The following is a 13,913-nucleotide window of genomic DNA, read 5'->3' on the forward strand; positions in this document are numbered from 1 at the left end:
TAAGTCGCGTGGATAGCTAGTCGGCCTTATCCTGAAATCGCCATAATGTTTTATAATCCTTGCCCGGTTTCTGATTGGTCAGAATGGCGCGGAGCCCTGTCATAAAGTTGCTATTAGGGCATTGATGGTGATGGGCAGCCCGGCAACCGATTTTGCACGAATCGGCCAGTAGACCCATTAATTCTGAAAAACGTGGCTAAGAAATTGTTTTCTGGGTCACTTTAAAAAAAATATCAAAAAAGTTAAATTCGGACTCAGGGTATAAGGTGGTCTACTTGTCTATTAAAGCAGGCCGGAATTCGGCAGTTTCTGCGATTTCTATGCAACAACCCTTACGTAATTCAACCGGAGTTTCTGATCCGTCGGTGTACGGAGCGCACCCAAGCCCGGCAGCGCCGACGGAGGGCCAGTTGGACTGGCATCTGAACCACCTCTTTGCCACGGACCCACGCCAGGGCTGTGAGTTGTTGTTCCGTAAATATTACGGAGCCATGTGCAGCCACACCATTCGGTATGTCTATTCCAAAGAGGTTGCGGAAGATATTGTATCGGAGATTTTTTATAATTTCTGGAAAGAAAAGCTTTATCTCACCATTACCACCTCCTATCAGGCCTACCTGTTTCGGGCCGTGCGCTACCGGACCCTGAATTACCTGCGCTGGGAACTGTCCAAATCCCGGCAGAATACCGATGCCCAGGCCGTAGATCTCGCTGATTATCAGCCTTCCCCTTCCGAAATTGTCCAGTACGACGAACTGCACCGCAAGGTTGAGCAGGCCATCGACAAGTTATCTCCCCAATGCAAACGGGCCTTTCTGCTGAGCCGGTTTGAAGGCAAAAAATACGGAGAAATTGCCGACGAGCTGAACATCAACGTCAAGACAGTCGAAACGCACATGAGCAAGGCACTGGCCATGCTCCGGGCCGTCCTGAAGGAAGAACGGCTTTGGGTCGTTGCGCTGCTGCTTTGCCAATAAACACGGCTTTTATGGGGTCTTTCCGGAATTGCTTCCGATACAACTGATCAGAGAATCATGCAAGAGGTCACTAAATCACTATTGCGGGAATACCACGCCGGACGAGCTACGCCCTTACAGGTGAAGCTCATCGAGGACTGGCTGAAAAATCCCGACAACGAATCTTTGTTTTACCAGGCGCTGTTTGAGTGGGAATCCGAACATCCGCAATACCTTGTTGATACCAACGCGGCTTTGACGCAATACCGTCATTACATGGATGAAGCTGAAAAGCAGCCCCGCCCGCAATCGGCGGTTCTGCCCACTGCGCCGGGGCGTCGGCTGTTCTCGCCCTGGATGGTGGCCGCTTCGTCGCTGTTGCTGGTTTTTCTGGGGGCCTGGCTGCTGCGCGAACCGCTGTTATACGAGACGTATACCACCAGCTTTGGCGAAATTAAGCGGTTTCAACTCGCCGATGGCAGCAGTGTCGTACTCAATGCCAACTCTACACTGCGGGTGCCCCGGCTTGCGATTGGACGAAAAGACCGGGAGGTGTTTCTGACCGGCGAAGCCGAGTTTTCGGTCACGCATACCGTGGACCACCGCCGGTTTGTGGTCAGGACCCAGCGGCAGCTAAATGTAGAGGTGTTGGGAACCGAATTTGTTGTTTTTGCCCGCGAACGCGCCACGCGGGTGATGCTCATGAAAGGGAAGGTGCAGCTTTCCTATCCGGCTCCGGCCCATGCACGGGTTCGGCCGCTGGTGTTGCGACCCGGTGAGCAGGCCACGCTCGATGCCAAAGGCCGCCTGTCAATCCGGCCTGAAATTCATCCGAAAAAATACAACGCCTGGAAAGACCACCTGTTTGTGTTTGAAAATACGTCCCTGCGCGAAGTGGCCGACCTGATCAAAGAAAATTACGGTCTGAACGTCGACATCCAGGGAACGGAACTGGCGGAACGGATTATCACCGGCAGTTTCAATGCCGATACGGTGGATGAGTTGCTGGATGTGCTGAAAGAACTGATGCGGATCAACGTCGTACGACACAAAAACCGGGTCGTTTTCTCCGAAAAAAATCTTAAACCTTAACACCAATCTATCCCATGAAAAAAGTTCTACGCTTCTGGCTTTCCGTCAGTATCGTTGTGAATGGGCAGTACGGGCTTGCGCACGCTCAGATGCTGGCCCGGGCGGGAAATCAGGTCAACAAGGCCACCCACGCCCCTGATCATTACTCGTTGCGTACGGTATTAACCGGTTTCAAAAACAAATACCGGGTTAATATCCTGTTTGAAAACCGGATGGTCGAAAAACTCTCCGTTCCGGCAACGAGCGTGCCTGCCGCCGAAACCGTTGAGAATGCACTCGAAAAAGTCCTGCCGCCGTTTGGTTTGACGTATAAAAAAGTAAAAGACCGGTCGTACATTATTGTAGTGAACCGGTCGGACGCTAAAATCATCTCTATTGAACCCATTCAGGCCGCTCCGACCAGCGTACCCGCCGGACCCACTGATGCAGCAGGCTCTTTGTCCATGATTACGCCAACCTCCACGTTGGCACAGCAACCCAAAGATCAACCGGTGCGCGGTACCGTGCGCGACGCTTCCAACAACCAGGCGCTGCCGGGGGTGAGCGTGGTGGTAAAAGGCTCCCAGCGCGGAACGACCACCGACGCCAACGGTAATTTCCGGGTCGACGTGCCGGACCAGAATGCGGTTCTGATGTTTAGCTTTATCGGTTTCGAAACCCGCGAAGTGCTGGTAGGAACCCAAACGGTCCTGAACCTCGACCTAACCCCGACCGACCAGTCGTTGAACGAGGTGGTGGTGGTGGGCTACGGAACGCAAAAAAAGGAATCGCTGACGGGCGCTATTTCCGGCATCACGAGCAAGGACCTCGACCGTGTACATACCACGACGGTTAGTGCGGCTCTGGCCGGTAAGATTCCGGGCGTTTCGTTCCGGATGGCCGACGGTCGGCCCGGTTCCAGCGCCAACATCCAGATCCGAAACCTCGGTAATCCGCTGTTTGTCATCGACGGTATTCAGAAAGATGCCGGGCAGTTCAACAACATTTCGCCCAACGACATTGAGAGCATCACGGTTTTGAAAGATGCCAGTGCTTCGGTATACGGTTCGCGGGCCGCCAACGGCGTAGTGATCATAACGACCAAACGGGGGAAATCCGGCAGCCGCAACACGGTCAACATTGATTCTTATTACGGCTGGCAGAACTGGGCGCGGTTCCCCGAAACCGTGAATGCCTACGAGTGGATGGCCGGAAAAGCCGATGCCGATATCAACCAGACCGGGAAAACCAACATTACACCCGAAGAACTTGAGAAATGGCGCGCCGGAACCGAAAAAGGATACCAAAGCTTCGACTGGTATAAGTTTATCATCAAACCCAATTCGCCCCAGTATTCCCTCAACGTCAACGCCACCGGCGGTTCGGACAAAATTACGTATTACCTCTCGGCCACCCGGTTGTTCCAGAATTCGGTGCTGGGTCGGGAATTTACCTTCGGGCGAACCAACATTCAGTCGAACGTAGACGCCCAGATCAGCAACCGCCTGAAAGTGGGCGTTCAGATCAATGGCCGGATTGAAAGCCGCGACAATCCCGGCGTTCCGGGGGTCGATGATTACTGGGGACCGCGTTTTGCCCTCTTCCGCAACCGGCCCACCGAACGGCCTTTTGCCAATGACAATCCGGCGTACCTGAACGACATTGGCCACAACGATACCAACTGGGGGCTGCTCAACAAAGAGAAATCCGGCTACTGGACCGAAGACTGGCGGGTGCTGCAAACCAACTTCAATGCCGAGTATCAACTGCCCATCAAGGGCTTGACGGCCAAGGGGATGTATTCGTATTACTTTGCCGACCGGCTGGTGAACGGCCACGAGTATACTTACGACGCCTACACCTACAACGCCCAGACGGACCAGTATGTCCGGACCGGCGGAAGCTCGAACCCCTGGCGCGAACGCCGGACCGAAAAGATTCTGGAGCAGGTATTGCAGGGGCAACTGAGCTATAACAACACGTTTGGCAAACACACCGTCGGCGGTACGTTTGTGGCCGAACGCATCCAGCGCCGTCGTCTGTACACGTTCCAGCACGCGGTTCCGAAAACGAATGTACTGCCGGTGCTGCAATTTGCGGACATGGATGCCCAGGACTTTGCCGATGTTGATGAGGATCAGGCACGGGTTGGGTATGTCGGGCGGTTTACCTATGATTACGGCGGACGGTATCTGCTCGAACTGGCGGGTCGTCAGGATGCTTCGTGGAAATTTGCACCCGGCAAACGCTGGGGCTTCTTTCCGTCGATCTCAGCGGGCTGGCGGATTACCGAAGAAAACTTTTTCAAATCCCTGAACTGGAACGCGTTGTCGGAAATCAAGCTGCGCGGATCGTATGGTGAACTGGGTGACGACGACATCGGTATTGGGGCATACGACTACATTCCGGGCTACAACTACGGTTCGTCTACGGTTATTCTGGATGGTAACGTCATCAAAGGATCGCGCGACCGGGGTGTTCCCATCACCAACATCTCGTGGTTTACGAGTAAAATGACGGATGTGGGTCTGGATTACGCGCTCTACAACGGTCGGTTGTCCGGAACGTTCGATTATTTCTACCGGAAGCGTTCGGGTTTGCGGGGGCGGAAGTATGACGTGCTGGTTCCCAATGAGTTGGGATATTCGCTGCCGGATGAAAACGTGAACAGCGATGCCCAGGTCGGCGGAGAAGCGTCGCTTTCGTACAACGGGAAAGTGAAAGAACTGACGTTTTCGGTCGGCGGTAACGTTTCGTACTCGCGCAGCCGGTTCCTGCAATCCTACCGACCGACCTGGGGCAACTCCTGGGATCATTACCGGACCTCGCAGGAAAACCGCTGGAGCGGCACCTACTGGGGGTACGAAGTAATCGGTCAGTTTCAGTCGCAGCAGCAAATCAACGAATATCCGGTCAACATCGACGGTCAGGGCAACAAAACCCTGCTGCCGGGCGACCTGATTTATAACGACGTCAACGGCGACGGCCGCATCGACGACTACGACGTACGGCCCATTGGCTACGCCCGTGATCGCAATCCGGCGGTCAACTTTGGGTTTAACCTGTCGGCGGCTTACAAAGGCTTCGATCTGAAAGTCGATTTCTCCGGTGGTACGATGTATTCTTACAACCAGGGTTGGGAAATGCGCTGGCCGTACCAGAATACGGGGAACCTGCTGGCCCAGTTCTATGATGACCGCTGGCACCGGGCCGATATTTTCAATCCGGACAGCGAGTGGATTCCCGGCAAATACCCGGCCCTACGGTTCAACGACGGCGGCCACAGCAACTACAACCGCAACTCCACGTTCTGGCTGACCAACGTGCGGTATCTGCGGCTGCGCACGATGGAAGTAGGGTATTCACTGCCGAAAGCGTGGCTCGACCGGGTAAAAATTCAGCGGGCCCGGTTTTACGTCAACACCTTCAACCTCCTTTCGTTCGACAATGTAAAACGGCTGGGCGTTGAACCGGAAGTGATGGATGAAAATGGTCTGCAATACCCTCAGAACAAGTTTGTTAACGTAGGTCTTAATCTTTCTTTCTGAACGTAACCATCTCCAGCGATGAAAAAATATGTGTATGTGCTGACTCTTGGCGCGCTGCTCTCGACGGGTGCTTGCAAAGACGACGACTTTCTGGACCGCGCCCCCACCAACATTCTCCTGAACGACCAGGTCTGGAAAGACAAAAACCTTGTTCTGACGGTATTGGCCGATTTGTACGGACGGTATCCGGATTACCAGTCGATTAAGAACTGGTCGGATTTTACCAACTTTGACGAAGCCTTTGCGTCGGAATTTGGCCAGTACGGACGGCATAAAAACCAGGATTACGCCTACGGTGACTGGAATTACTGGGATTACGGTTACATCCGGGAGCTAAACCTGTTTATCCAGAAAAGTGAAGCCGCCACCAGTCTCGATGCCGCCGACCGGGCCCGGTTTCTGGCCGAAGCCCGGTTTCTGCGGGCCGCCGTTTACTTCGAACTCGTGAAGCGGATGGGCGGTGTACCGCTCGTGCTGGAGCCGATGCAGTACGATTTCAGCGGTGATCCGAGCTATCTGCAAAAAGCCCGCTCAAAGGAGTCGGAAATTTACGATTTCGTTATCAGCGAAATGGAAGCGATCAAAGCCACGCTGCCGGACGATGCCAATTCCAAATCCCGGGCCAGCAAAGCCGCGGCTTTGGCGATGCAAGCCCGTGCCGCTTTGTACGCCGGTTCGATTGCCAAATACGGCCCCACCACTCCGCAGGTGTCGCTGCCCGGTGGCGAAGTCGGCATTCCGGCTGATAAAGCAACGGCGTACTACCAGACGGCTTTGAAAGCGGCTCAGGAGATTATCACCAGCGGGAAGTATTCGCTTTACAAAAAACAGCCGGATTTGCAGGCCAACTTTGCCGCCCTTTTCACCGACAAAGGCAACAACCCGGAGGTGATTTTTGTGGAGGATTTCAAATTGAAAAGCGGCAAAATCGTCGGCTGGACGCTGTCGAACCAGCCCCGGTCGTCGGCAGAAGAGCAACAGGGCGGTCGGCTAAACCCCTCGCTGAACCTGGTGCAGTCGTTCGAAAAACTCGACAATACGTTTGCGCCGTTTGCCATTACCACCGCCACCGGCCAACCGATTTATTACACCAATCCGCAGGATATTTTTGCGGGTCGGGATGCTCGGCTGGGCGGAACCATCATCCTGCCCGGCAGCCAGTTTAAGGGCAAAACCGTTGACATCTGGGCGGGCTATCTCCTCGGCAACGGCACGGTAGTCACCTCGGACGCCCTGGGCGGCAAGAAAGTGTTGCCGGGTAAAACCGCCGAAGAACAGGTGGTTGGGTTTGATGGACCAATTGATAATCTGGAGTTTAGCGCCCAGACCGGTTTTTACGTCCGAAAATACCAGGACCCCACGGTGGGTTCGGGTCAGATCGGAACGCAGAGTGAAGTCTGGTGGATTCGCTACCGCTACGCCGAGGTGCTGCTGAATGCCGCCGAAGCCGCCTTTGAACTCGGACAGAAAACCGTTGCGGCCGATTACATGAATCAGGTTCGTGAACGCGCCGGTTTGACCAAAGCCCTGACGGCCAATGAAATTACCTTCGACCGGATTGTGCACGAACGGAAAGTGGAACTGGCTTTTGAAGGCCACCAGTTGTGGGATTACAAACGCTGGCGCATTGCCCACCTGGTCTGGAACGGAGCCAGCACCGATCTGACCACCGATCCCGGTAAAGCCACCAACCCCAGCACCCGGCCCTTCGGATTGTGGCCCTACAAGCTCTACGACCCCGCCAGCCCAAACAACGGCAAGTGGGTTTTCCGGAAAGTGCTGCCCAGCCAGGTGACCAACGCCGACCGCTTCCGGCTGGGGAATTATTATTCGTTTATCAGCGACGAGATTCGCAACAACAACCCTAAAATTGTCCGTAACCCCAACCAGTAAGCCGATAACACCATGAAACGTTTCTTTCCTTATTTGATGGGACTAACTTTGGCAACGGGTTTGGCTTCCTGCGAGTTTGATAACTACGACGAACCGAAGTCCAAACTGGAAGGCCGGATTGTGTACAAAGGCGAACCCATCAACGTCGAATACAACAACGTCACGTTTGAACTCTGGGAACCCGGCTGGCAGAAACGCATCCCGATTACCGTCACGGTCGATCAGGATGGCTCGTATTCGGCGCTGCTGTTCAACGCCAACTACCGACTCATCATCCCGGCAGCTCAGGGGCCGTTCCGGTCGCTGAAAAACGCGGAAACCAGTTCGGATACGGTTATGGTCAATCTGAACGGCAGCCAGCAGCGCGACATTGAGGTGGAGCCGTACTATATGGTCCGGAATCCGACGTTTACGGTGAATGCCCGAAAACTGACGGCAACCTGCAAGCTGGAGCAAATTATCACCGGCGCGAGCGGTAAAACTATTGAACGGGTTTCTTTATACGTAAGCAAAACACAGTTTGTGGATGCCCGGACCAGTCTCAGCACCACCGATCTGGTCGGAAGCGCCATCAAAGACCTCAACGCCGTTTCGCTGGTGCTGGATGCGCCCACGATTACGGGGCAGAATTACGGTTTTGCGCGAATAGGCGTCAAAATAGCGGGTGTGGAAGATATGATTTTCTCACCGGTTCAAAAGGTACAATTTTAATCAGTAACAGAACCCAAACGCGGATGCTACCAGGTAAACGGATTGACACAAATCTTCTTGCTAATCGACCTAAACCCGTTTATTCCGTAGCTTCCGCGTTTCTCTGGTTCTGTCTGGTTACCTTCTTTGTTCTGCCTCCTTCGAAAGCACAAAAGACTATATCTACACCTCTTCACAAAGCCCCGGCACCCCTCTACCGTGACCCCATTTTTGATGGTGCGGCCGATCCGGTCGTGGTCTGGAATCTGGAAGAAAAAGCGTGGTGGATGCTGTATACGCAACGCCGGGCCAATGTCGATGCCGCCGATGTGGCCTACTGCTACGGCACCGCCATTGGCGTGGCTTCCTCACAGAATAACGGCCAGAGCTGGGAATACCGGGGTACGCTAAAGTTGGATATCGAGCGCGGCATGAATACGTTCTGGGCGCCCGATATTGTTTTTCATAACGGGCAATACCATCTGTTTGTGGTTTATATTCCGGGTGTCCGCAACCACTGGGGCGGCAAGCCAAAGATGGCGCATTATACCGGCAAGAACCTCTGGGACTGGCAGTTTAAGAACTTCGTAACGCTTTCCTCCGATGATGTTATCGACGCAACGCTGCTTCAGTTGCCGACCGGGCAATGGCGGATGTGGTACAAAGATCAGACGCGCGGCAGCGTTACGATGATGGCCGAAAGCCGTGATCTGGAACACTGGCGGGTGTCGCCCGAACCGGCCATCGGTGGCAAAGCGCACGAAGGCCCCAAAGCCTTCCGGTTTGGCGGCTGGTACTGGATGCTGACCGACGAATGGGCCGGTATGCGGGTGTACCGCTCCAACGACTGCACGACCTGGGAAAAGCAGGGCATGATCCTCGACAAACCCGGTAACCGACCGGAAGACACGCCCAGCGGTGCCCACGGCGATGTGGTTGTGGTGGGCGATAAAGCTTTTATCTTTTATTTTACGCATCCCGGTCGTAAATCGCACTCGGAAGCTGCACTGGACCAGGACGGGGTGTTGCCGTATTCGCTCCGCCGTTCGTCCATTCAGGTGGCACCCCTGGTTATTCAAAACGGCACGCTGGTCAGCGAGCGGGATCAGCCGTTCGATTTCTGGCTTCCCGATCTCAAGTAAATTATTCCCAACCAATCTATTAACCGAATGCAAAACCGTTTCAGTCAACTTCTTTTTGTTTCTTTCCTGATCACCGCGTTTTCGCGGATCGGTCTGGCCCAGCGGCCTCCGGCTTATCCGCTGATTACGATTGATCCGTATACCAGCATCTGGTCGTTCAACGATAAACTGACGGATTCGCCCACCCGCCACTGGACCGGCAAAAACCATCCGCTCGACGGTCTGGTTCGCGTCGACGGGAAGACCTACCGGTTTATGGGCGCTCCGATGACCACGCTGAAACCCGTTGCCTCCACGGCCCAGACCGAAGCGTACCCGCTGGTGTATACCTTTGAAACCCCGGCGGCTGGCTGGGAAAAACCGGATTTTAAAGCCACAGGCTGGCAGAGCGGCAAAGCGCCCATCGGCGACGGTGCCACGAGTAACCCCGTAAAACCGGCTGTGGAGTGGAAAACGAAAGATGTCTGGTTTCGGCGCACGTTTACGCTGACCGATCTGAATTTTGAAAAGCTGGTGCTCTACCTGAGTTACGACAACGACGCGGTGGTATATATCAATGGTGTGAAAGCATACGATACCGGACCGGGCTACATTGGCGGTTACCAGACGTTCGCGATTGCTCCGGCGGCTAAAGCGACCCTGAAAAAAGGCCAGAACGTGATTGCCGTTACGTGTAAAAACACGGGCGGGGGCGCTTACATCGACGCCGGGCTGGTGGATGAACGGCAGGTGAGCGCGGGCGCAGTGGTGTCGCTGGCCAATCAGAAAAGCGTTCAGGTGAAAGCCACGCAGACGGAATACAGTTTTAGCGCCGGTCCCGTTGATCTGACCGTAACCTTTACGACGCCGATGCTGCTGGACAACCTGGATGTCGCTACCCGGCCTGCTTCGTACATTACGTATTCCGCCCGCTCGACGGATGGGAAACCGCATACCGTACAGGTTTATACGGCGGCTTCCGGTTTGCTGAGCACCCATCAACCCATGCAGCAGGTCATCGGGAAACGGTCTTCGGCTGATAAACTGACGGTGTTGTCGATGGGCACGACGGAACAGAAAATATTGGGCAAAAAAGGCGATGATGTTCGGATTGACTGGGGCTATGCCCTGCTGGCGGTACCTACGGCTGCTTCAACCCAAACGGGATTTGGGCAGCCCGCGACGTTGCTGAAAGCGTTTGCGACGGGCAGTAAACTAACCGACGCGAGCCAGCCTGCAACGGCTGAAAACCGGACGATGGCGGTGGTGCAATCGCTGGGGTCGGTGGGTGGCACGGCCAAAACGAGCCACGTCACGGTGGGTTACGATGATATTTATTCGGTCCAGTTCTTCGGGCAGAACCTGCGCGGCTGGTGGCGTCGCGACGAAAGCATGACCGCCGAAAAAATGCTTGCCAATGCCGAAAACGATTACGAATCGTTGATGCAGAAATGCCGTCAGTTTGACGAGCAGTTGTACGCTGATGCCGAGAAAGCGGGCGGAAAAGCCTACGCCGATTTGTGCCAACTGGCCTACCGCCAGGCCGTTGCGGCCCACAAAGCCGTGGTTGGGCCAAAAGGGGAAGTGCTGTTCTTCTCGAAAGAAAACTTCAGCAATGGCTCCATCGGAACAGTGGATATTACGTATCCGTCGGCCCCGCAGTTTCTGATGTACAACCCGACTCTGTTGAAAGGCATGATGGAACCGATTTTTCAGTATTCCGAAAGCGGTAGATGGACCAAACCGTTCGCGGCCCACGACGTAGGCACGTATCCGCTGGCGAATGGCCAAACCTATGGCGAAGATATGCCGGTGGAAGAAAGCGGGAACATGCTGATTTTAACCGCAGCGATTGCCAAAGTGGAAGGGAACGCCGACTATGCCAAACAGCACTGGCAAACGCTGAGCACCTGGGTAGAATACCTGAAAAAAGACGGCTTTGATCCCGCCAACCAGCTTTGCACCGACGATTTTGCCGGTCACCTGGCCCGCAACGCCAACCTGAGCATTAAGGCCATCATGGGCATTGCAGCTTACGGTCAACTGGCGAATCAGCTCGGCCAAACCGATGTTGGTCAGCAACACCTGCAACTGGCAAAGGAACTGGCGCAGAAATGGACGCAAATGGCGCAGGACGGCGACCACTACGCCCTGACGTTCGACAAGCCGCAGGGAAGCTGGAGCCAGAAATACAATCTGGTGTGGGACAAGCTGCTGGACCTGAATATTTTCCCGAAGGAAGTCGCTCAGAAAGAAATCAAATACTACCTGACCAAACAACAACGCTACGGTTTGCCGCTCGACAGCCGGAAAACGTATACCAAATCCGACTGGATTCTCTGGACGGCCACCATTGCTGATAATCAGGCCGACTTTGAAAAACTGGTGCAACCGGTTTATGAGTACGCCGACAAAACCACCAGCCGGGTGCCGCTGAGCGACTGGCACGAAACCACCGACGGTAAGCAGGTTGGTTTTCAGGCCCGTAGTGTAGTAGGAGGCTATTTTATTAAATTGCTGGAAAAAAGACTAGCCAAGTAGTTCAATGCCAACCCCGTCAGAGCTAAAAATCTGATGGGGTTATTTTCCCCCAAGACCCATGAAACAACTGATTCGACGTGCAGCCGCGCTTCTTTCGTACGGCTTTCTAGTGAGTACCTCCCTGCTGGCACCTGTTCTGGCGCAAACGCCCGCGCCGGGGCCGCAAAAAGCCGCCATCATGAGCCGTTGGGAAAAGCAGGTAACGCCCGAAAATGCCTGGCGCGAATATCCGCGTCCGCAAATGGTGCGACCCAACTGGCAGAATCTCAATGGGATGTGGGAATACGCCATCCGGCCCAAAACCGAAGGGCAGCCCACGAAGTTCGACGGTCAGATTCTGGTTCCGTTCGCCGTAGAATCGACGCTGTCGAAAGTGACCAAATCGCTGACGCCCGACCAGCGACTCTGGTACCGTCGAAACATCACGATTCCGGCCGCCTGGAACGGGCAGCGGGTGCTGCTGCACTTCGGCGCGGTGGATTATGAGTGCAACCTGTGGGTGAACGGCGGTCTGGTCGGTTCGCACACGGGCGGTTCAGACCCGTTTGAGTTTGATATTACCGATTTTCTGAAATCGGGTCAGAATCAGGTTGTCCTGGGCGTGACCGACCCGACTTCCAATGACGAGCAGCCGCGCGGCAAGCAGGTGTTCAACCCCAACGGTATCTGGTACACGCCGGTATCGGGCATCTGGCAAACCGTCTGGCTCGAACCCGTTCCGAAGTCCAACTACATTGAAGAGGTTCGCATTACGCCGGAACTGGATTCCAGCCGGATTCGGGTGGAAGTACTGCTGAATAAACCCATTACGAGCCCCACGAGCGCCATTCGGCTAACGGCTCTGGACGGTACGCAAACCGTGTCAAGTCTGGTGGTTCGGTCGGGTCGGGCAGCGTATGTGCCCATCAGCAACCCGAAGCTGTGGACGCCCGACAGCCCGTTTCTGTATAATCTGAAAGCCGAACTGGTGACGGTGACCGACCCGTTTGCGGGTACCGAAAACCGGAACCGTCCGCGCCATAACGAAGCCGAGCGGTCGGCTTACGCGAAAGCTCAGGTGACGGGCAACCCTGCGGATGCCGTGACGAGTTATTTTGCGATGCGGAAAATATCGATGGGGCCGGGTCAGATTGCCGGTCAGCCGATGCTGCTGCTGAACAACAAAGTGGTGTTCCAGAACGGCCCGCTCGATCAGGGCTGGTGGCCGGGCAGTTTGCTGACGCCCCCGTCGGACGATGCCATGATTTTTGAACTGGATTTTTTGAAAAAATCCGGCTTTAACATGCTGCGGAAGCACATCAAAGTAGAACCCGCCCGGTATTATTACCATTGTGACCGGCTGGGTATGCTGGTGTGGCAGGATATGCCTTCGGGTTTTGTGGATGGGCAGGATATGCATCCCTCGGAAAGTGTGGAGCCCCTGCGCCGGTCGAAGGGCAAGGAGCAGTTTGAACTGGAATTGCGCCGGATGATGAACCGCCTGCACAACCACCCGAGCATTGTTACGTGGGTGGTCCACAACGAAGGCTGGGGACAGTACGACAACGTTCGGCTGGCTAATTGGGTTAAAGCGTTAGATCCAAGCCGTCTGGTGAATGCCGCCAGTGGCTGGACCGATCTGGGAGCGGGTGATTTCTACGACATTCATACGTACCATGAAGTGCCGCATGTGCCGGAAGCCAAAAAAGACCGGGTGATTGTCGTCGGGGAATTTGGCGGAATCGGTTGGCCGGTCACCGGCCACCTCTGGGATCCTAACAAGCGCAACTGGGGGTATCAGACGTACCACGACAAAGACGCTGTGCTGAAAGCCTACCGGACTAAATACGGTAAGATGGTGGAGATGTATCAGAAGAACGGTGTTTCGGCAGCTGTGTACACCCAAACCACCGATGTGGAAGGGGAGGTCAACGGTTTGCTGACCTACGACCGGGAAGTGATTAAGATACCCATCGAGACACTTCGCGAAATTCACGCGCCTTTATTCAAATAAGGCCGGTTTGTTATTCCATGCGGCTGTTAGACAGCCTCGTTGATTTATTTTATCAGGTATCGGGTATTCAGGAGCCATTCCGGTTGGGGTGGCTCCTGTT

8 protein-coding genes are annotated in these 13,913 nt (G+C 54.7%); all 8 read left to right on the top strand.

Annotated elements, in window-relative coordinates; all coding sequences use genetic code 11:
- Positions 1-320 precede the first annotated feature (320 nt).
- The 8 genes from LX87_RS02110 to LX87_RS02145 are packed head-to-tail and all read left to right on the top strand — an operon-like array spanning position 321 to position 13,813.
- Positions 321-977 (top strand): RNA polymerase sigma-70 factor, encoded by a 657-nt coding sequence (locus LX87_RS02110; protein ID WP_111626514.1) that lies wholly within the window; start codon positions 321-323, stop codon positions 975-977.
- Positions 978-1,034: 57 nt separating this feature from the next.
- On the top strand, positions 1,035-2,048 hold the full coding sequence (locus tag LX87_RS02115; RefSeq protein WP_111626515.1) for a FecR family protein: 1,014 nt from the start codon (positions 1,035-1,037) through the stop codon (positions 2,046-2,048).
- Between the two features lie 14 nt (positions 2,049-2,062).
- Positions 2,063-5,575, top strand: a complete 3,513-nt coding sequence (locus tag LX87_RS02120) for a SusC/RagA family TonB-linked outer membrane protein (protein WP_229310517.1) — start codon at positions 2,063-2,065, stop codon at positions 5,573-5,575.
- A gap of 18 nt (positions 5,576-5,593) precedes the next feature.
- A complete protein-coding gene (locus LX87_RS02125; protein WP_111626516.1) occupies positions 5,594-7,468 on the top strand; it encodes a RagB/SusD family nutrient uptake outer membrane protein in 1,875 nt (624 codons plus the stop codon).
- A gap of 12 nt (positions 7,469-7,480) precedes the next feature.
- The gene (locus LX87_RS02130; protein WP_111626517.1) at positions 7,481-8,179 is read left to right on the top strand and encodes a DUF3823 domain-containing protein; all 699 of its coding nucleotides are present in this window, start codon (positions 7,481-7,483) and stop codon (positions 8,177-8,179) included.
- 23 nt (positions 8,180-8,202) lie between these two features.
- Entirely contained in the window at positions 8,203-9,300 is a 1,098-nt protein-coding gene (locus tag LX87_RS02135) for a family 43 glycosylhydrolase (protein ID WP_111626518.1), read from the top strand.
- Between the two features lie 27 nt (positions 9,301-9,327).
- The gene (locus LX87_RS02140; RefSeq protein WP_111626519.1) at positions 9,328-11,820 is read left to right on the top strand and encodes a glutaminase family protein; all 2,493 of its coding nucleotides are present in this window, start codon (positions 9,328-9,330) and stop codon (positions 11,818-11,820) included.
- 58 nt (positions 11,821-11,878) lie between these two features.
- On the top strand, positions 11,879-13,813 hold the full coding sequence (locus tag LX87_RS02145) for a glycoside hydrolase family 2 protein (protein ID WP_229310518.1): 1,935 nt from the start codon (positions 11,879-11,881) through the stop codon (positions 13,811-13,813).
- Positions 13,814-13,913: the final 100 nt, after the last annotated feature.

This window comes from Larkinella arboricola (assembly GCF_003259745.1).
Lineage (GTDB): Bacteria > Bacteroidota > Bacteroidia > Cytophagales > Spirosomataceae > Larkinella > Larkinella arboricola.